We start from the raw sequence: 20,062 nt of genomic DNA, 5'->3' as shown, positions 1-20,062 counted from the left end.
GTGTGTTGAGCAGGGACCGTTGGCAGCCCCCGTCCCGGCCCTTGCTCATCAACTGCGCCCATCATGCGCCGTTGCCGCTTGAATCGGTGGTGCGGCAGCGTGCGCTTGCAGCGTTGATGCAGTCCCCCGCCTCGCCTTTGCTCACGGCGGTTCACGAATTCATGTTCGAGCCGGGGTTTCATCTGATGACGGCGGAAATGCCCCCAGGCCGTGATCTGCGTGACATTCTGCGCGTGCAACAGAGTCTGACAGTGGAGCAGATGGAGCAGGTGCTGATCATGCTGCGGGATGCATTGAAGGCGGCTGTGGAGCAGAGCTGGCCGCGCTTCACCCTCGATGCCACCCAGATCGTCGTGGATGCTGAGTCCAACACATCAGCCCTGCTGATTCCCGACATGCCGTTGTTTGGCATGTCCGCCACCATGCCGGTGGATGCCATGCAGACGATGGCCTTCAATCCGACCGCGTTCGCCAGCACCGAAGAGAATTCGGTGCCCGAAAGCACCCGTGAATATGTGACTCCCCTGGCCACTCTCTGCTCCGAGATGCTGGGCGCATCCGCAGGTGGTGGTGGACAGAATGAACGCTTTCGCGCCATCCCTTCGCTCACCATTTATCAGAACACCCTGCTGCGCAGTGCCCTCGCCGGCACGCAGCGCCACAGCTTTGAAAGCCTTGATGAATTTGTCGGGCAGTTTCTCAGCGGTGGTGAAGGAGGGCGCACAACCATCCCCCCACGTCACACGGCCTCCCCCTCTCGCGTGGGAGCTCGCACCGCGCATACCGCCGTGCCCGCAACCTCCGGCTCAACACCTGCTGCTTCGATCACCACGCGCACTCCGGCGGATGTGGACACTGCTTTACTGCAAGCCCCGCCTGCTGGCTATGAAATCAACCGCGAACTGCGGACCCGGGATGGCTGGCGCCTGTGCGTGGCCCGCCATCCATCCATGGGAGATGTACTGCTGACCACGCTCGATGTTTCCGCCGAGGTAGGCGAGGCGATGCGACGTCTTTCTGGTCTGATGCAGACGTTGCAGCAGTCCACACGCCTGGAACTGCTGCGCCCATTGGATGTGCAGCGCAGCCAGCGCATCCTGCATGTCGCACGCCCTTTGCCTCCCGGACGTAGTCTGCTGGATGCGTTACGCGAACGCCGCTCCTTTTCCCGCCCCACCGTGGCCCGTCTGCTGGTGGCCATCTTGGCATCCTACGAAGCTCTGTGGTCCTTGGTCGAGCGCCAGTTCGTGGCCACTTCACTGGACCAGTTCTGGCTTCCTGCTGGAAAAGGTGAGGCTGATGACAATGGCCTGCTGCTGGATGCCTCGCAGCTCATTCTGGAGTCTGTTGGCACGCGCGCGCAGCTTGCCACACGTCCCGTGACCCACTTCGCTCGTCTGGCGCTGCTCTTGCTGGGCCAGGACAGCGGAGCCCTCTCAGGAGAAGGTCCGGTGCGTTTCTCCCCCGTTCCTGAACTCAGCTCCGAGATCAACGGCATGCTGCGTCGTGCGGTTTCACCCGACCAGTCAGGAGATCTCACGCTGGCACGCCTGCACGCACAGTTGACCGCAGCCCTGGCAGGCCACACCGCCGTAGCCCATGCCAGCCGCCATGTGCTCAAGGTTCCTGAGGACCTCCAGTCCGTTCCCGTTCAGGCAAACCTTCGCCTGCGTTTGAGCCCGGTGGATAATGCCCAACCGACCATTGCCCTCGTCGCTGACGACTCCCTTTGGCTCGGCCGTGTTGGCACGCATAGCGACTACGTGGCGCAATTCCGCCCACGCAACCCCGTCAACGACAGCCGCACACGCTTGATCAGCCGAGCACAGGCCACTGCCTTCATGCAAAACGGCCAGATATTCCTGCGCGACATCGGCACCACGAATCCCTCCTTCACCGCAGGCCACCACATCGGCAGTCCTGAAATCGCTGATCTGCCCATGACGCTCGTTCTGGCCGGCGAATACTCTGTGGAGATTCGCCTGTTGAAATCCGCCTATGCCACGCCCGGCCCGGCGGTCATCGGCTGGCCGTCCTCAAAGAGCAGGTCGCTTCGCCGCGGAGGTTGCGTGCTTTACTCGTTGGATCGTGGCACGCTCCCTTGTGAAGTCGCCTGGATCTTCACCGATGCCAGCCTTGCCATAGACACGACTGGCCGCCTCGCCTTTGACGACACCGATGCGCAGAACAGCGCCGCCCGCTTTCACCATCACGCCGGAGGGTTCTGGATCGAGGCCACGGCAGCTTCCGTGATGGATCTCAATGGCCGACACCTCCAGCCCGGAGAAGTCGCCCCGCTCGGTCAAGGCGACACATTGCGCCTCCAAGGCCAGCTCTTTCAGATCCAGCCCTACTCACTCGAAAGCACTCAAGAAGGATAAGATTCCGGGCCAGGACGCTGCTCACTCCCCTCTCAAATCCAAACAGATCACCCGCTCACCCGTTTTTTGCATGAGATCCTTCTGCTGCTGGCGCACATAGAGCAGTCCGTGGCTCAACGCGGGGAGGCTCCAGGTGTTAAGCGCATAAAACGGCTGCGCTTGGGCGATCACTTTGGCTCCGGCGGGGCTGAGGTCGAGCCAGTGGAGGGAGCCGATCTCGCCGAGGCAGAGGAAGGCACCATCGACCTTCATCAAGCTCGCGCGGAGGATGCTGAGGCGGGTGGGATTGGCGCGTCCGGTCTGCTTGCTGAACTCGGCGTCTTCCCACTCGATCTTTTGCTCCCACACTTCAGCGCCGGTGTCGGCGTTCACGCAGACGAGGCGGGACTTCGGCTCCGTCTCGCCGTCGATGGCGTAGAGGTGACCGTCGTGATAAACCGGGTTCATCCAGTGGACGCCGAGCTTCGCGGACTTCCATAGCTCCTTCGGTTGGAAGTCGGCATCGTATTCCACCATCGCGCCGCCGAGCGGACGGCCCTTCGGATACGCGGTGGTGATGAAGGCGCGGTTTTTCTCCGGGATGACCACGGGCGAGGTGCCGATGGCCTGGATGTATTCGTCATCACGCCACGCGAACTTGGAATGCAGCTTCCCATTTGCCGGATCGATGCACATGAGGCCGCCGGTGGCCGGATCACTCTCGCCGCCGGCATAGACGAGCACTTTGAACTGCCCGTGCAGCTTTGCGGGAATGGGAGACGCGTAACTCGCGCCCCACGCGTCCTCGACGGTCCACACGACCTCGCCGCTCTTCAAATCAAACGCCGCCACGCTCACGCCCGCCTCGGCGAGACGCTCTTTTCGATCGCGAAGGCCTTCCGAGTCCTCAATCGCCGCCTTTTTGCCGCCCACGTTCACAATGACGCGACCATCGAGAATCAACGGCGTGCCGCCTGCGCCGAAGAAATCCTGCGGCACATGCATCTCGGCCCGCAGATCGTGTTTCCACAGCAGCTTGCCGGTTTTCAAATCGAGCGCTCGAAGTTCGCACGTCACGCCATAGGTCACCACGATGCCATCGGCGATCACCGGGCTGCCACGCGGCCCGTTGCCGAAGCCGTAGCGATCCTGATACGAGATCGGGTAATCATGCGACCAGAAGCGTTTCCCATTCTCGCGATGCAGGCACTCGATGATCTCCTTCCCCTCCATCGCGTGGAAGATCACGCAGAAGTCGCCGCTGATCGCGGGCGAGTTGTAGCCCTCGCCCATCGACACCTCCCACACGGCCTTGGGCTCGCCTGTGGCCCATTTTTTCGACAGATGCGTCTCCGGCGAGATCGCATCGTCCGTGGGGCCGAGCACGCGCGGCCAGTGGCTCGTCTTGGCGTCCTTTGAGAGCGGCTTCGGTGCCGCATGGAAGGTCAGGCGGTCAAACGCCTCCTGCGCGGAGCAGGTGGCGAAGGCGAAAAGCAGCAGAAACAGTCTCGACGGGTTTTTCATGTCGTGTCAGACTAACCAACGCCATGAAGAACGCCATTCTCATTCTCTCCGCCGCTGCCGCTCTCGCCCTCAGTTCTTGCACTACTTGTCCCTTCGGCTGCAAAACGACCGCCAAGGGCAAGGTCGAGCACGTCGTGCTCGTCTGGCTGAAGCGCCCCGGCAACGCCGCCGACCGCGCCACAGTCATCGGAGCCGCGAAGATGTTTCAGGCCGAGATTTCACAGATCCAGCACCTTAGCGTCGGCCCCGCCGTCGCAAGTGAGCGCCCCGTCGTCGATGACAGCTTCGATGTCGGCTTGGTGATGCGTTTCAACAGCAAGGCGGACATGGACGCTTATGAAAAGCATCCCGTGCATGTGAATGCCGTGAAGCAAACCCTGATGCCCCTGGCGAAGAAGCTGCTCGTTTATGACATTGGGTGTGAGTGAGGCGTCAAGATCGTCAAGGCTTCGCCGGTCAAGGTGGTCAAGACAGTGGCACCTTGACCTCTTGACCATTCCTTGACAGCACAGCCTCAGCAAATGCCAAGGATCGTCCGTTGAGCCGCTCGAATTCCAGCGTATGGGAAAAGGCAACCCCATCACAGACCAACCATGCTCATCCCGACCTCCTTTCCCACGTCCAACGGACCCGCTGAATCAAAACCGCTGATTTCTGAAGAGGGCTGGATCGTGCAGCATCTGTTCTTCACGATCGACCACGGTTACTGGGCCGCGCTGACGCCGGAGGAGCGCCAGGAGCGCCGGGAGAATTTTACGCGCACGATTGAGGCGATCCGCAAGCATCCAGGGACCCAGTTGCTTGCCTTTGCGATGGTGTCGCCGAAGTCCGAGCTGGGCTTCATGCTGCTCACACCCGATCTGCACGACTCACAGCGCTTTGAAAAGCAGATCAGCCTCGCGCTTGGCCCGGACGTGCTGACGCCGACCTACAGCTATCTTTCGATGACGGAGTGGACCGAGTACTCGCAGAGTGAAGAGGAATTCAAGGCGCAGATCGAGAAGGCCGAGAATCTCACGCCTGGCACCGAGGCCTTTGAGAAGCGTGTGACGGAGTGGAAGACCCACATGACGAAGTATTTCAACGACCGCCTTTATCCGAACATGCCGGACTGGCAGGTCTTCTGTTTCTACCCAATGAGCAAGCGCCGCAACGTGGGTGCGAACTGGTACGCGAACGATTTCGCCAAACGTCGCGAGTTGATGGGTGGCCACGCCAAAACGGGCCGCAAATACGCTGGCAAGGTCCGCCAGCTCATCTCCGGCTCCACCGGTCTCGACAGCCACGAGTGGGGCGTGACGCTGTTTGCGCATGACATGGTGCAGATCAAAAACATCGTCTATGAGATGCGCTTTGATGAAGTGACCACGCAGTATGGCGAGTTCGGCGACTTCTACATCGGCATCCAGACACCGACGAACGATCTGTTGCAGCGGGTGATGCTTGCGTGAGGCGGGATTTGGTTCATTGCTCACGCCTCGTGCCAAATCAGCCCCTCACTATCGCCAACCGTCAGTTCAGCTCCCGCCTCATGCTGGGGACGGGCAAATTCGCGAGTGGCGAGCTGATGCGCGATGCCATCGTGGCCTCGGAAACGGAAATCGTGACCGTGGCGCTGCGCCGGGCTGATTTGACGGGGAGGGGCGATCCTTTTGCTAACATCCTCGATTTCATCCCGAAAAACGTGCTGCTGCTGCCGAACACCAGCGGCGCAATGAACGCCGAGGAGGCGGTGCGTCTGGCACGGCTGGCCGTGGCCGCTGGTTTGCCGAACTGGGTGAAGCTCGAAATTCATCCTGACCCGCGCTACCTCCTGCCGGACCCAATTGAGACGCTCAAAGCGGCTGAAATCCTCGTGAAGGAGGGGTTTATCGTGCTGCCCTACATCAATGCCGACCCCGTGCTGGCCCGTCGCTTGCAGGATGTGGGAACTGCCACGGTCATGCCGTTGGGATCGCCTATCGGCTCGCATCAGGGTATCACCACACGGCGGCAGATCGAAATCATCATCACCCAGGCCACCGTGCCGGTCGTGGTGGATGCGGGGATCGGAGCGCCCAGCCATGCCGCCGAGGCCTTTGAAATAGGGGCGGATGCTGTGCTGGTGAACACCGCCATCGCCGTGGCCTCGGACCCGGTGCGCATGGCCCAAGCCTTCAAAATGGCCGTGGAGGCCGGGCGCAGCGCCTATGAGATCGGCCTGAGCGAAGGCGCAGCAGAGGCTTCAGCCACCAGTCCGCTGACGACTTTCTTGTATCAATAGCCCCTCAATGGGGAGTTTTCAGCCCTTCACCAAGTAGGTGAAAGCGAGGACGCCGCAGAAAAGGAGAGCGGCTGCGAGACACATTCCGTAAAAGATGACCATAGTGGCCGGGCATTTAGCGTGAAACACAGCGTCCGCCAATGGAAATTTTTTCTTGCGTAAGGAGGGCTTTGGGGCAGACTCCGCGCCCCTATGGCAAAAACATGCTGGCTCGAGCGCGACAAGCGCAAACGTAAAACCGTCGAAAAGTACGCAAAGCTGCGTGCTGAACTCAAGGCGAAAGGCGACTACGTCGGCCTCTCGATGCTTCCTCGTGATGCAAGCCCGACGCGTCTCATCAACCGCTGCCGTGTCACCGGTCGTCGTCGCGCGTTCATCCGCCGCTTCCAGATGTCTCGTATGACTTTCCGCGAACTCGCCTCCCAGGGCATGATCCCCGGTGTGACGAAGTCCAGTTGGTAGTTTCTCGTCCGAACTTGCAGTCAGGATTACGCCTGACTGCATGGAGAGGCGGTGTTCATTATCCCTGATGCCCACCTACTCCTACATCGCTGCTGACCCAGACAAAGGATGCCCTGCATGCCGCAAGGGTTTTGATCTGCGTCGGCCGATCAGCAGACCCGCGCTTGAGGTCTGCCCGTTGTGCAAACAACCGGTGAAGAAGCTGGTCTCAGCCTTCAACACACCCAAGCTCACCAAGCCGCTCTCCGTCTCCGACGCCAAAGCCGCCGGATTCACCATTCTGGAAAAGCGCTGCGACGGGAACTACGAGAAGCTGTGACTTCCGTCCCGTGTTTTATTGACGCCACTCCATGACCCCCCTGCTTGCCAATCTCTCCGCCGAACTGGTGCATGAGTGGGCGTTTACCTCCAGCGAACTTTTCTGGCAGGCCTTCATCGTCCTGGCCATCGTGCTGCTGAACGCCTTCTTCGTCGCCGCCGAGTTTGCCATTGTCAAAGTGCGCGACAGCCAGCTCCAGGCCGCCATTGAGGAAGGCACCCATGGGGCCAAGTTTGCCCAGCATGTGACGCGGAATCTGGACGCCTACCTTTCCGCCGGCCAGCTTGGCATCACGCTTACCAGCATCGCGCTCGGCATTTTTGGCGAGCCCTACGTCGCGATGGTGGTGCAGCCGCTCATGTTCAAGCTGGGCATCGTCAACGAAACCGTCATCAGGTGGTCCTCCATCGGCATCGCCTATGCGGTCGTCACCTACCTGCATGTCGTGCTTGGGGAGCAGACGCCGAAGGTGCTCGCCATTCGCAAATCCCTGGCCGTCAGCCTGGTCATCGCCCGTCCGCTGCATTTTTTCTATGTCCTGCTCAAGCCGGCCATCATCATCCTCAACGGCTCCACCAACTTTGCGCTGAAGTTTCTCTTCCGTATTGATCCCGTCTCCGAAAGCGAGCTGGCCCACTCCGAAGAGGAACTGCGCCACATCGTCGCCGAAAGCCAGAAGTCGAAGGAGGTGACGGAAACCGAAAAGGACATCCTCCTCAACGCCCTTGCCCTCAACGACCGCTGCGTGCGCGATGTCATGACTCCGCGCAACCAGGTGGTCTCGCTCGATGCCGATGAGACCTTTGAGGCCAGCCTCAAAGTCGCCATCGACTCCAAACACACGCGCTACCCACTCGTCGAAGGCCACCTCGACCACGCCATCGGCACCATCCACATCAAGGATCTCCTCAGTCTCATCGGCAAACCACAGCCCGACCTGCGCAAAATCAAACGCGAGCTGCACATGGTGCCGGAGATGATGCCCATCGACAAACTGCTGCGCTTCTTCCTCGACAAGCACGTCCACGTCGCCCTGGCCGTCGATGAGTTCGGCGGCGCTGTAGGCATCGTCACGCTTGACAACGTGCTTGAAGAAATTGTCGGCGACATCCAGGACGAGTTCGACCACGAGGTCAGCGAGTTCCGCCGCATCAACGAGAACGAGTTCACCGTCGAAGGCACCTACAATCTCTACGAACTCGCTGATCAGACCGGCATCGACCTCGAGAGCGACGAAGTCACCACCATCGGTGGTTACGTCACCCATCTGCTCGGTCATCTGCCCAAGGTCGGTGAGAAAGTGACGATTGAAGAATACGAAGTGACCACCACGAAGGCCGATCTCCGCCGCGTGCTGCAGTTGCACTTCAAGCGTCTTTCCAGCGTCGCCGATGAAAAAGCCGCTGCCGACGGTATGCCCGAAGGCGTGTGAGTCACTTCGGACGCACCTCGTTCCATACAGGCCACCATGCCTCAAACTCGGACGGGCGCACACGTACGCGCACGATGCTGCCTTCGCTGAGCGACAGCAGCCGCTCCTCGACCACCTCGATGAACTTCGACCGCTCGCTCGCGGTGATGTTTTGTCCGGCCCAGCGGCGCAGCAGAGCGGCGGCATCCAGCTTGCCCAGACGTTTCACCACCACATCACGAATGAAGTCCGCGATCTCGTTGCGGTAGCGCAGCAGGATTGGCTCCGGCTCGCCCAGTTCATCGCGGATGGCCGCGTAGCGAGACGCGGACTGCTCATACGCATGCACAAAGACCTCGCGTAGCAGTTCGATGCGGTTCATCTCGTACACGCCGAGGACGCCGGTCGTGTAATCCTGCACCGGGACACCCACAAACGACAGCGGCGACATATTCGCGCGGATCAGCGGGATGTTCGCCGCCAGACGCGAGGTGCGTTTGTTGCCGTCCTCAAAAGGTTGCAGATACGGCATCTGTACCATGAGGAAAAAGCAGCACTCCAGCGGATCGCGGATCACTGCGGCCTTTTGCAGGATCAGGTCAAAGCACTCTTCGATCACGGCGGGGTTGCTCGTCGGATGATAAACACTTCCGCCGATGCCCACTGGGCAGGTGCGCAGCGCTCCTTCCGCTTTCCAGTTCTTCAGTAACCCTTCAGTGAGGATCGAGTGCAGGTTGAGGAAGGTGTAGCGGTTGAAACCCAGATCGTCTGGTGAATCCACGAGGAACTCGATGGCCGCTTTGTGATTGAGGATCATCCGTGCCTCTTTGTGGCGTACGGGATCATCGCTGTGTCCCTGCTGGAGCAGGAAATCCGTCTCCAGCAGCGAATAGGTGCTGCCTTCGAGGCGGCTGGAGTTCCAACTGAGGTCGATGATGAGCCGGTCGAGCACCTGCCGTGCGTAAGTCCCTGGCGGCAGTTCTGCCATTTGTGCAGACTGTCCTTTTGCGCGTAAATGCTCGCGTAGTTCTGCTGGTAAATACGCTGTCTTATTCGGCACATACGAATTGAGAAATTCGCGGTGATAGCCCACCGGCTTGCGCAGCGAGTAGTGCTCACGGAACACATCCCGCAGTTCACGCAGCGTGGCGTCATTGCCCTCTGACTCATCAGTCGGAGTATCCTCGCGCACGACTATGGATTCACGCTCAGGCATTTCATACCGCATCTCGCGTCGTGGCAGATTTGCCGCAGCTTTTGCGATGGCATGGTACTTCGTTGCCCGTGCTTTGCCGATGCGTTCAACCTCACCATGCCTCACCATTTCTTCGAGGCGGCGCAGCAAAGTGCGGCGTGAAGCTTCCTTGCCGAGCTTATGCACGAGCGCATCAATCCCGATGCCGTGTGGGGCATCGGCGATGGCACGATTCAGCCTGGTGTCACTCATGAGTGGCACGATAATGGCGTGATTTTGGCACGATTCAACGTTTATTTGGCACGATTTCAGACGAATCGTGCCGCGTCGGTTACGAAGGCATCGACATCGGCTTCTGCGGTGTGCCAGGAGCACATCAGTCGCGATCCACCGCCGATGAAGCTGTAGAACACCCAGCCACGCTCCTTGAGACCGTCCTTCATCTTCTCCGGCAGTTTGGCAAAGACCGCGTTCGCATCCACCGGATACAAAATCTGCACACCGGGCAGATGGCCCAGCGCATCAGCGAGACGTTTCGCCAGCAAGTTGCCGTTTTGCGCATGCCGCTTCCACGTTTCATCGCTCAGAATGCGCAACCATTGCGCGGAGATGAAACGCATCTTCGAGCAAAGCTGCCCCGCCTGTTTGCAGCGGTAGGCAAACTCCTGGGACAGCTCCTTGTTGAAGAACACCACGGCTTCCGTGACCGCCATGCCCAGCTTCGTGCCGCCACAGCACAGCACGTCAACACCGGCTCGCCAGGTGATGTCGGCGGGAGCACAGTTCAAACCGGCCAGGGCATTGAAAAATCGCGCGCCATCCATGTGAATCGCCAGCCCATGTTGTTTCGCGAGAGCGCCGAGTCCTTTCACCTCACCGGGGCGATACACCGTGCCCAGTTCTGTGCTTTGGCTGATGCTCAGCGCACGCGGCTTCGGAAAATGCACATCATTGCGGCTCGTCGCCAACCGCTCGACATCAGCAGGATCCAGTTTGCCCAGCGGACTGCGGGCGAGCAGGATTTTTGACCCGTGGCTGAAAAACTCCGGCGCGCCGCACTCGTCTGTCTCCACATGCGCCTCCTGCGCTGTGATAATGCTGTGGTAGCTCTGGCACAGCGTCGCCAGCGAGAGCGAGTTCGCCGCCGTGCCGTTGAACACGAAATACACGTCGCAGTCCGTCTCAAAAAAACGCCGGAACGTCTCGCAAGCCTCTGCTGTGATCGAATCGGCACCGTAGCTTGGCTGGTAGCCCGCATTCGCTTCTTCCAGCGCCTGCCACGCTTCAGGACAAATGCCTGAGGTGTTGTCGGAAGCGAAGTGGTATTTGGTTTCGACGCTCATGATTTGAGTTTGGGCTTGCCATGCCAGACCAGCACGATGCCTGCCGCCAGCAGCAGCAGATCACGCAGGATCAGGTCACGGTAGTTGGTGGTCGCATCCGAGTGGCCGAAACAACCGCAGCGGATGTCGATCCCGCGCCACCAGGCGCTCGAAATCGCGACGAGAAAAATGAGGAGCGAGGCATTCAGGATCAGCAGACCGCCGGAACGCAAAAAGCCGCTCATCACCGCCAGTCCGGCAAAGATTTCGAGCCACGGCAGCCCCATCGCCAGCCACGCGGCAAACGGATCGCCAATCAGGTCAAAGCTGCGCACATCATCGAGGAACGACATCGGGTCCGCGACCTTGAGAATGCCTGAGTACACAAACACACCGCCGAAAAAGAAGTGAAGAAGGAGTCGAAGCATGAGGAGGCAAAACTTACGGCACCAGTTCCGCCATCGGCAACAGGCAGATGACGAGCTTTTTGTCCTCGTAGGCATCACCCGCCTGCGGCAGGTCGCGCACATCGAGCGAGCGTCCCAGCAACGTTCCAAGCTGCGTGGCAAACCCGGCCTTGGGCGGCTTGTCGCCACCGCCAAAGCTGAGTGTGGGATCATCGTACACGCGCATCAGTTCACCACCGTGCAGCACAATGGGGGATTTCGCATCCGGCTCGATGCCTTGGATGGAAATCAGGTCCGCGGCCTCATCGCCCAGCAGCCGGGAAGGCCGGAAAAGATCGAGTCTGCGGCTGAGGTCGCCTGCGTCGTCACGCTCAAGGATCGTGGCATTGATGATCGGCGTTTCGGTGCTCGCCAGCCGTGGAAATTTTTCGCGCACATGCTTGTTCAGGGCCAGCGCAATCGCCTTCATGGCCTCGGGCGTCCAGTGGCTGTCCTGGGCGAAAAAAATCTGCTCTCGATCACGGAACTCCCACAGCGCGTCAGTCATGTCCAGCACATCAATGCCAGCCTCTTTGAGCGCGGCGATTTTTTCAGCCTCGTCCTTCAATCGCACGGGTCCGCCATATTGGCCGGGGCGGAGCTGCTCTGGATACAAGGCCAGCCGCCCGGGAATCGCGACCACCAGCAGTTGCGCCTCCTGCGCTTTCAAGCGTGCCGCCAGCTTGATCAACCCGGCATGCACCTCGTTTGCATCGTGTTTTGCATGCACCAGCCGGTTGATTTCAGCCTGGGCAAACAACCAGCCTTCGCGTCCGAGCTGCACGTCCTTGTTGCCTTCGTTCAAGGCCTGCGTCAGTACCCATTGCATGCCGCTGCGGACGCAGCCTGCGGCGAGATTACTTCTGGACGTTGTGAACCATGCCGCGACCTCAAACACCAGCGTCACCGCGAGCACCAAAACAAACGCGTGGATGACGTTGCGCGCGGCCTTGAGGCTGAACTCCGGCGGGGGCGGCACAAACGTGCGCTTCGTGGGGTCAATCTTGGGCGGGGCAGGCTTCATGACATGGGTGCGGCATGGGTCCACAGCATCGCCACCGCGAGCAGGAATGTGAAAAGACAAACGGCCGCCTTCCACGGGGCGGAAACGCGTAGAAAATCACGTGAGCATGGCAGGCCGATGAAACAGGCCAGCGCGGCAAACAGCGTGAGGACATGAAAATCCGTCCACACCCGCGCCTGCTGAAACACCGTGGCGACGGTGCGCGGCGCCGACACAAAGAACGATTTGGGATGGAGCCAGACCTCGCCGCTGGCCAGTGCCAGCACGACGAGAATCGCCAGATGCCGGAGGAATTTTCCCTTGGTGAAGCGACGCAGCGTGAGAATTTCCTGAACCTTGTCGGTGAGCTTGAATCCGAACATGCCGCCGAGCCCGATGATCACATCCTCCAGCGAGGTAAGGGCAAAATGCAGGCCCAGCACTCGCGCCAGAAATTCCATCCACGCCAGGCTCGTGCTCAGGCTTTCCGGGCCGCCGATGCTGATCACAGACGCCAGATGCCACAGAGGATCCACCAGCAGCACCCATTTGCCAAAGCCCAGACAGAAATGCATGACGCCGTTCGCCACATCGAGCGTGGCCGGCCGTGGCTTGAGGGCCATGCGCACTGCCAGAGCGACGGGCAGGAGCACAAACAGAACATGGTGGAGGCTGGGAAACACGGCTTATGCAGATGGCGATGGCTACACGCCAGTCAAACGCGGAATCTTGGGGCTGGTTCATGACAGTTCGGCTCGCATGGCATCGTTTCGCCGCTGCCATGCGCTTTATTCTTCTTTTAGCTCTCTGCCCTTCGCTCTTCGCGGCGCGGCCAAACATCATCTTCATCCTCGCCGACGATCTCGGCTGGGGTGATCTCGGGTGCTACGGCAACAAAACCATCCAAACGCCGAATCTCGACGCCATGGCGAAGCAGGGCACGTTGTTCACGCAGTTCTACGTGAATGCGTCCGTGTGCTCGCCAAGCCGCTGCGCCTTCTTCACCGGCCAGTATCCGTCGCGGCATCGCATTCATGGCCATTATGCGACGAAGCAGCAAAACGACGCCCGTGGCATGTCCAACTGGCTGGAACCGCAGGTGCCGAATGCGGCCAGTTTGATGAAAACAGCGGGCTACACCACCGCGCACATCGGGAAATGGCATCTCGGCAGCAATTCCGGCGGCCCGCCGCCAGACGCGTATGGCTTCGACTTCGTCGGCACCTCGGAGAAAGACGGCGCGAACGGTCCGGCGGCCGATCCTTACTTTCGTGCGAAATCCACGGCCATCTTTGTCGATGAGTGTCTCCAGTTCATCGAGAAAGCCGGTGACACGCCGTTTTATCTTCAGCTCTGGACGCTCGTGCCGCATGCCACGCTGAATCCCACGCCGGAGCAGATGGCGCCGTATGCACGGCTGCGTGCGAATGGAAAAGACTTCCCGCACGCCTCGGCGATGCAGATCTTCGCCGCCAGCGTGACCGATCTCGACACGCAAATCGGCCGCTTGCTCGCCGGACTCGAAAAACTCGGCAAAGACGAAAACACGCTCATCCTGTTCAGCAGCGACAACGGCCCCGAGGACATTCACATCGGCAATGCGGGCCACAGCGGCGTCGGCAGTGCGGGGCCGTTCCGTGGTCGCAAACGCAGCCTCTATGAAGGCGGCATCCGTGTGCCTGGAATCCTGCGCTGGCCGGGCAAGATTCCCGCAGGCCGCATCGAGGACAAAGCCATCATGGCTGGTGTCGATTGGCTGCCCACGATCTGCAAACTCGCGGGCGTCACCCCGCCTGCCGATCACACGTTCGATGGAGAAGACGTTGGCGACGTGCTCCTCGGCCAGTCACATCCACGCACGAAACCGCTCATGTGGGAATGGCGTTTCAACATCTCCGGTGAGCCGTTTCATCACAGCCCCGAGCTCGCGATCCGCGATGGCGATTGGAAACTCCTCATGAATCCCGACCGCAGTCGTGTGGAACTTTACGACATCACCAAAGATCTCACTCAGCTCAACAACGTGGCCGAGCATCATCCTGACATCGTCGAGAAACTCGCTGCTCAGGTCACGACTTGGGCCAAAACGCTTCCCTCAGGCCCACGTGATCCCACTGCCGGTCAAATGCACTCCGGCATGCCTGGGAAGCCCGATTCGCGCCCGCTGAAAGGGCAGGGGAAGAAGAAAAATGAGCCAGTGAAGTGATCTTGGGAACGTTTTACTTCCAACATGCACGATCTCGATCCCAGCCTCCCAGAGCATCTCGTTCGCCGCGATTTCCTGAAGAAACTCGCCGTAGCGAGCACCGCAGCGTGGATGACCGGCGCACCGAAGGCGATCTGGGCCAAATCGGGGGACAAAGTCACGCATCCACCCGCGAAGGCTGATGCCTGCATTCTGCTCTGGATGGCGGGCGGCATGGCGGCACCGGACACGTTTGACCCGAAGGGCTACCTGCCGTTCGAGAAGGGTCTCGAAGTGAAAAGGATGCTCAGCACCTTTCCGGCGATCAACACGAACGTGGACGGCATCAAAATCTGCCAGGGCCTCGAAAACATCGCGCAGGTGATGGATCGCGGCACGCTGATCCGCAGCGCGGTGCAGCCGGACCTCGGCAGCATTTTGCACTCGCGGCATCAGTATCACTGGCACACGGGTTATGTGCCGCCGCAGACGGTCGCCTGCCCGCACATCGGCTCATGGATGGCGAAGGTGCTTGGACCTCGCAACTCGGTGATGCCCGCGTTCATCAACATCGGCCAGCGCCTCGAAGGTGTCGGCGAAAGCGAGGAGCTGAAGGCCTTCACCACCGCCGGATTCTTCGGCAGCGAGTTCGGGCCGATGAACCTGCCGTTTCCTGAAGAAGCCGCGCAGTCCGTGAAGCCGCCGAAGGGCATGGACGCGAATCGTTTCGCCAACCGCGACCGCCTGTTCCGCAAACTCGTTGATCAAAGCCCGCAGCGTGAGTTCATGAGCGATTATCAGCAGGAATCCATGCTCCGCAGCATGGACAACGCCTACCGCCTGCTCAGTGCGAAGGAACGCGAAGCCTTCGACATCACGCTGGAGCCGAAGGAGAGCTACGCGAAGTATGACACGGGCCGATTCGGTCGGGGCTGCCTGCTCGCACGCCGTTTGATCGAGGCTGGCACACGGTTCGTCGAGGTCACCACCGAGTATGTGCCGTTTTTCCAATGGGACACGCACAAGGACGGCCACACCACCGTGGACGCCATGCACAAGGAAATCGATCGCCCCATCGCGCAGCTCGTGCGCGATCTGGAGGCGAAGGGCCTGCTGGACCGCACGCTCATCGTCATCGCCAGTGAGTTCAGCCGTGATGCGCTCATGGAAGGTAAGCCCGGCTCCACCGCGAACGACCAGACGACCTTCAAGGTCGATACGCTCAGCGAAATGAAGCACTACGGCCTGCACCGCCACTTCACCGGCGGCACCAGTGTCATGACCTTCGGCGGCGGGGTGAAGAAAGGCTTCCTCTACGGCGAAACGGCGGACGAACGCCCGCTCATCGCCACGAAAAATCCCGTCAGCGTCATGGACCTGCATGCCACCATCATGACCGCGATGGGCATCAGCCCGAAAACCGAGTTCGAGATCGAGGGACGGCCGTTTTACGTCACCGAGGATGGGAAAGGCAAACCGGTGACAGAAATCTTCGCGTGAGATGTTCGAATCGTAGGCCGGATGTGTTGGGCGGAAATCAACATCTCCTTTCCCCTCGCATCCTTCGCCCAACTATCCGGCTCTTGGTGCTCTCGTATGCTCCCCGGCCTGCGCACGCTCCCCAAACCCAGCAGGATAGTTCGGCGAACACGCCACTCGTGTTGGCGAGGCTCAACGCGCCGAACACATCCGGCCTACGAAGGAAATCTTCGCGTAAACGATTGTCAGCGGCGGTTTGCCCCGTTTAGGCTGGATCATGAACGCGCACCGCCTTCTTCGCATCGGGGTCACGACTTTGGTCCTGGCCGTTTCCTCTTCTCTTTGTGCTGCTGACGGCGACGCCGAATGGCAGAAGGTCACCGATGTCGTCGAAGGCATCAAGAATCCGAAGGAGAAGCCCAACTCTCGAGAGGAAGCCATCGCCAAGCTCAAGACGGGCCTGATTGAATTCGACGCGGCCTACGCGGCGGCGATGAAAGCGGCTCCAGCGAATCCAGCCCGCTATGAAGCAGCGTTGTTTGAAGCGATGGTCGGGCGCGCGCGTGAGATCGCGGGCGTTCCAGCTCCTGCCAAGGTCGCCATCAGCATTGATGACATCCTCAAGGCCGAGGACGCCAAGCCCGAGACCAAATCGGAGGCCAGCCTGATCAACGTCATGGAATCTGCGGAGGCTGCCGAAGGTCCCGGAGGCGACACCGCCGCCTGGATCGCCAAAGCCGAGAAGCATTTGAAAGATTTCCCTGCGGAGAAGATGAACAAGATGGTCGAGGGCAAGGTGAAGAGCATCAAGGCCACCGCCGAGTTGAAGAACAAGCCCCTAGAAATGAAATTCACCGCTGTGGACGGTCGTGAGGTCGATCTGGCGAAACTTCAGGGCAAGGTCGTGCTCATCGACTTCTGGGCCACTTGGTGCGGACCCTGCGTGGCAGAGCTGCCGAACGTCATCAAAGCCTACAAAGAACTGCATCCGAAAGGCTTCGAGATCGTCGGCATCTCGCTCGATTCGGACAAGGCCGAGCTAGAGGCCTTCGTGAAGGACAAGGGCATGGAATGGCCGCAGTACTTCGACGGCAAGGGCTGGCAGAACGAGATCTCCACCAAGTATGGCATCAACTCGATCCCGGCCATGTGGCTGCTCAACAAGAAGGGCATGGTCGTCAGCACCAATGCTCGTGGCGGACTCGAAGAAACGGTGGCGAAACTGCTCGCGGAGTAAGCTCATGATTCCGCGCTCGTTGTTCACGGCGGTTCTGCTGGTCGCCTTCTGTCTGCATGCCCAGGAACCTGCCATCAAGGTTCAGAAGAACGTCATGGTGGCCATGCGCGATGGCGTGAAGCTGGCCACCGACATTTACCTGCCCGCAGGAAACAAAGACAAACTGCCCGTTATTCTCACGCGTCTGCCTTACAACAAGGACGGCGCGAAGAGCTTCGGTGAATACTTTGCCGCGAATGGCTATGCCTTCGTGGCGCAGGACACGCGAGGCCGTTACGCTTCGGAAGGCGTGTGGCACTGGATGACTGATGACGGCGTCGATGGGGCCGATTGCGCGGCATGGATTGCCGTGCAGCCGTGGTCGAACGGGAAAATCGGCATGGTGGGCACCTCGTATGTCGGCGGCACGCAACACGCGATGGCTTTGGAAAAAGTGCCGCAGCTCACCACAGTCATTCCGGTCGATGCCGTGTCCAACATGGGCCGCCAGAGCATGCGCAACGCTGGTGCGTTTGAGATGCGCTTTTGGAACTGGATCATGCTCAACGCGGGTAAAGGAAGCAACGCGGCGCTCGATCCCGCCACGCAGGCCGAGTTGAAGGAGATGGCGGACAACCGCTGGGATTATCTGAACCACCTGCCGCTGCGTCCTGGCTCCACGCCGCTCAAACTCGCTCCTGAATACGAGGACTGGCTCATCCAGGCCATGCGTCACGGCAAAGACGACGGTTTCTGGGCGCAGAACAACATCCTGGCCGATCCCTCGCGCTACAAGGACATGCCGGTCTATCTCGTTGGCGGCTGGTATGATTCATGGGCGGGCAACACCTCCGCCAATTTCATCGCACTCTCGAAAACGCTGAAAAGCGATGTGTATTTGATCATGGGGCCGTGGATTCACGGTGCGCAGACGAAATCCTCGCACGGTCAGGTCGAGTTCGGCAGCGATGCGGCCATCGCGGATCAGTTCGCCTGGCGTAAGGAGTGGTTTGATCACTGGATGAAGGGACTCGACAACAGCGTCGGCAAATCCGCGCCTTTCGCCAAGAAAGTGCGCATCTTCGTCATGGGCACCGGCGATGGCAGCAAGACCAAGGACGGCCTGCTCAATCACGGCGGTCAGTGGCGCGATGAAAAGGAATGGCCGCTGGCCCGTGCGAAGCCCACGCCTTTCTACTTGTATCCCAATGGCCTGTTGAGCGATGTGAAGCCGAAAAACGAGAGCGGATGGATGGCCTATGCGTTTGATCCGCACAATCCCGTGCCCACGCTCGGCGGCAACATTTCCTCCGGCGACGGCATCATGCAGCAGGGCGCGTGGGATCAGCGTGGCGGTGACAAATTCTGGAACTGGACGAAACCCATCCCGCTGTCCGCACGCCGCGACGTGCTCGTATTTCAGACGGCACCGCTTGCCGAAGACATCGAAATCACCGGCGAGATCGAGGTGAAGCTCTGGGGCTCGTCTTCTGCCGTGGACACCGATTTCACCGCCAAGCTCATCGACGTTTATCCTCCCAGTGCCGACTGGCCGCATGGCTTCGACCTCAATCTCCAGGACGGCATCGTCCGCGCCCGTTTCCGTGACTCGCTCCAGGAGGAAAAGCTCATGGAGCCGGGGAAAGTCTATCCCTTCACGATCAAGCTCTACCCCACGAGCAACGTCTTCAAAAAAGGCCATCGCATCCGCGTGGACATCAGCAGCAGCAATTTCCCACGCTTCGACGTGAACCCGAACACCGGCGAGCCGCTCCAGCAGCACCGCCGCACGGTCATCGCCACGAACACGATCCATTACGGTGCCGAGCATCCTTCGCACATCGTGCTGCCGTTTGTGCCTCAGCATTGAAGCGCTTCGCGCAGCATGCCCATGCTCGCGTTCCCGCCCGTGAGCACGCAGGCCACGCGTTTGCCCCGCCACGCATCGCGATGCTTCTTCAGCGCCGCATAAGCCAGCGCACCTGCGCCTTCGGCGATGTTGTGCGTGGCTTGAATGATCTCTCGCATGGCGGTGATGGCGTCGTCGTCGTTCACAGTCACGATGTCATGCGCATGGCGGATCACATGCTCCAACGCGTCCTGGTTCGGAGTTTTGCACGCCACACCTTCCGCTACTCGCGTCGTGCTCGATTGCTCGACGAACTGTCGCTGCTGAAACGACAGCGCATACGCGGGCGCATGCTCGGACACGACGCCGATGATCTTCGTCTTCAATCCCAGTGCCTCACGGGCCGCTGCGATGCCGCAGAAGCCGGAACCGAGGCCGATGGGCACGAAAACCGCGTCCAAATCCGCCACGGAGCGAAACATCTCCAAGCCATACGTCGCCACGCCACGCACGAGCCAGGGATGAAACGACGGCACCGCATGCAGGCCCTCTTTGGCAGCCAGTTCGCGTGAATATTCGAGCGCTTCTTGAAACTCACGGCCATGCTCGATCAATTCGGCTCCGAGCGAGCGCATCGCCGTGTTCTTCTCCGGGTTGTTGCCATGCGGCACCACGATGACTGCGCGCAGGCCGTTCAGTTTGGCCGCGAAGGCGATGGATTGGCCGTGATTGCCCGTCGTGGCGGCGATGACGCCGCGTACTTCGGGCTGCTGGCGTTTCAGTTCATCCATATAAACCAATCCGCCGCGGATCTTGAAAGCACCGACGGGCGTGTGGTTCTCATGCTTCAACCACAGCTCGCAGCCGAGACCCGCTTCGAGCAACGGCCAGCGATAGGTCGGCGTTTCGCGGATGTGCGGACGAATGAGAGCCTTGGCGGCTTCGATTTCGCTGAGGGTTGGCAATGGCTCCATGTGACATGGCTAGGCATGAACTTCGCAAAGGCAAGCCCGCTCCCGGCGTATGAC

The 20,062-nt window shown here is 60.2% G+C and carries 18 protein-coding genes; 11 read left to right on the top strand and 7 right to left on the bottom strand.

What is annotated here, in order from left to right:
* The first annotated feature begins 41 nt into the window (after positions 1 to 41).
* The gene (locus U1A53_RS20185; RefSeq protein WP_322283664.1) at positions 42 to 2,381 is read left to right on the top strand and encodes a hypothetical protein; all 2,340 of its coding nucleotides are present in this window, start codon (positions 42 to 44) and stop codon (positions 2,379 to 2,381) included.
* A 21-nt stretch (positions 2,382 to 2,402) separates the two neighbouring features.
* Here the strand turns inward: U1A53_RS20185 and U1A53_RS20180 are convergent, their stop codons facing one another.
* A complete protein-coding gene (locus U1A53_RS20180) occupies positions 2,403 to 3,884 on the bottom strand; it encodes a PQQ-binding-like beta-propeller repeat protein (protein ID WP_322283663.1) in 1,482 nt (493 codons plus the stop codon).
* Positions 3,885 to 3,907: 23 nt separating this feature from the next.
* On the opposite strand from U1A53_RS20180, the gene U1A53_RS20175 reads away from it, so the two are divergent.
* The 6 genes from U1A53_RS20175 (at position 3,908) to U1A53_RS20150 (ending at position 8,360) form a co-directional block, all read left to right on the top strand.
* Positions 3,908 to 4,312 (top strand): Dabb family protein, encoded by a 405-nt coding sequence (locus U1A53_RS20175; RefSeq protein ID WP_322283662.1) that lies wholly within the window; start codon positions 3,908 to 3,910, stop codon positions 4,310 to 4,312.
* A gap of 165 nt (positions 4,313 to 4,477) precedes the next feature.
* Entirely contained in the window at positions 4,478 to 5,335 is an 858-nt protein-coding gene (gene hemQ / locus U1A53_RS20170) for a hydrogen peroxide-dependent heme synthase (protein ID WP_322283661.1), read from the top strand.
* A gap of 29 nt (positions 5,336 to 5,364) precedes the next feature.
* Positions 5,365 to 6,147 carry a thiazole synthase gene (locus U1A53_RS20165; RefSeq protein WP_322283660.1) on the top strand — a complete coding sequence of 261 codons (783 nt, stop codon included), beginning with the start codon at positions 5,365 to 5,367 and terminating at the stop codon, positions 6,145 to 6,147.
* Between the two features lie 192 nt (positions 6,148 to 6,339).
* Positions 6,340 to 6,609, top strand: coding sequence for a 30S ribosomal protein S14 (gene rpsN / locus U1A53_RS20160; protein WP_322283659.1), 270 nt, complete (start codon positions 6,340 to 6,342; stop codon positions 6,607 to 6,609).
* Positions 6,610 to 6,676: 67 nt separating this feature from the next.
* Positions 6,677 to 6,928, top strand: coding sequence for a zinc ribbon domain-containing protein (locus U1A53_RS20155; RefSeq protein ID WP_322283658.1), 252 nt, complete (start codon positions 6,677 to 6,679; stop codon positions 6,926 to 6,928).
* 31 nt (positions 6,929 to 6,959) lie between these two features.
* Positions 6,960 to 8,360, top strand: a complete 1,401-nt coding sequence (locus U1A53_RS20150) for a hemolysin family protein (protein ID WP_322283657.1) — start codon at positions 6,960 to 6,962, stop codon at positions 8,358 to 8,360.
* A gap of 1 nt (position 8,361) precedes the next feature.
* On the opposite strand, the gene U1A53_RS20145 is transcribed toward U1A53_RS20150, so the two are convergent.
* The 5 genes from U1A53_RS20145 to U1A53_RS20125 are packed head-to-tail and all read right to left on the bottom strand — an operon-like array spanning position 8,362 to position 12,988.
* Positions 8,362 to 9,786, bottom strand: coding sequence for a Fic family protein (locus U1A53_RS20145; protein WP_322283656.1), 1,425 nt, complete (start codon positions 9,784 to 9,786; stop codon positions 8,362 to 8,364).
* Positions 9,787 to 9,842: 56 nt separating this feature from the next.
* Positions 9,843 to 10,877 (bottom strand): low specificity L-threonine aldolase, encoded by a 1,035-nt coding sequence (locus U1A53_RS20140; protein WP_322283655.1) that lies wholly within the window; start codon positions 10,875 to 10,877, stop codon positions 9,843 to 9,845.
* Positions 10,874 to 11,284, bottom strand: coding sequence for a MauE/DoxX family redox-associated membrane protein (locus tag U1A53_RS20135; RefSeq protein ID WP_322283654.1), 411 nt, complete (start codon positions 11,282 to 11,284; stop codon positions 10,874 to 10,876). The genes U1A53_RS20140 and U1A53_RS20135 overlap by 4 nt, the downstream gene beginning before the upstream one ends.
* 13 nt (positions 11,285 to 11,297) lie before the next feature.
* Positions 11,298 to 12,326 (bottom strand): hypothetical protein, encoded by a 1,029-nt coding sequence (locus U1A53_RS20130; RefSeq protein WP_322283653.1) that lies wholly within the window; start codon positions 12,324 to 12,326, stop codon positions 11,298 to 11,300.
* Positions 12,323 to 12,988, bottom strand: a complete 666-nt coding sequence (locus tag U1A53_RS20125; RefSeq protein ID WP_322283652.1) for a hypothetical protein — start codon at positions 12,986 to 12,988, stop codon at positions 12,323 to 12,325. The genes U1A53_RS20130 and U1A53_RS20125 overlap by 4 nt, the downstream gene beginning before the upstream one ends.
* A gap of 98 nt (positions 12,989 to 13,086) precedes the next feature.
* Here U1A53_RS20125 and U1A53_RS20120 point away from each other — a divergent pair, with 98 nt between their 5' ends.
* The 4 genes from U1A53_RS20120 (at position 13,087) to U1A53_RS20105 (ending at position 19,055) form a co-directional block, all read left to right on the top strand.
* Complete coding sequence (locus tag U1A53_RS20120; RefSeq protein WP_322283651.1) at positions 13,087 to 14,511, top strand: sulfatase-like hydrolase/transferase; 1,425 nt, start codon at positions 13,087 to 13,089, stop codon at positions 14,509 to 14,511.
* Positions 14,512 to 14,535: 24 nt separating this feature from the next.
* Positions 14,536 to 15,990: a DUF1501 domain-containing protein gene (locus tag U1A53_RS20115; RefSeq protein ID WP_322283650.1), complete on the top strand. Its 1,455-nt coding sequence runs from the start codon at positions 14,536 to 14,538 to the stop codon at positions 15,988 to 15,990.
* Positions 15,991 to 16,246: 256 nt separating this feature from the next.
* Positions 16,247 to 17,206, top strand: a complete 960-nt coding sequence (locus U1A53_RS20110; protein ID WP_322283649.1) for a TlpA disulfide reductase family protein — start codon at positions 16,247 to 16,249, stop codon at positions 17,204 to 17,206.
* A 4-nt stretch (positions 17,207 to 17,210) separates the two neighbouring features.
* On the top strand, positions 17,211 to 19,055 hold the full coding sequence (locus tag U1A53_RS20105) for a CocE/NonD family hydrolase (RefSeq protein WP_322283648.1): 1,845 nt from the start codon (positions 17,211 to 17,213) through the stop codon (positions 19,053 to 19,055).
* Here the strand turns inward: U1A53_RS20105 and U1A53_RS20100 are convergent.
* Positions 19,046 to 19,999, bottom strand: coding sequence for a threonine dehydratase (locus tag U1A53_RS20100; protein WP_345786501.1), 954 nt, complete (start codon positions 19,997 to 19,999; stop codon positions 19,046 to 19,048). The two genes, U1A53_RS20105 and U1A53_RS20100, sit on opposite strands and share 10 nt — an antisense overlap.
* Positions 20,000 to 20,062: the final 63 nt, after the last annotated feature.

The organism is Prosthecobacter sp., from assembly GCF_034366625.1.
In the GTDB taxonomy this organism is placed as follows: Bacteria; Verrucomicrobiota; Verrucomicrobiia; order Verrucomicrobiales; family Verrucomicrobiaceae; genus Prosthecobacter.
Note: the sequence above shows the minus strand (reverse complement) of the source record. Positions and strands in the feature narration are given on the sequence as shown.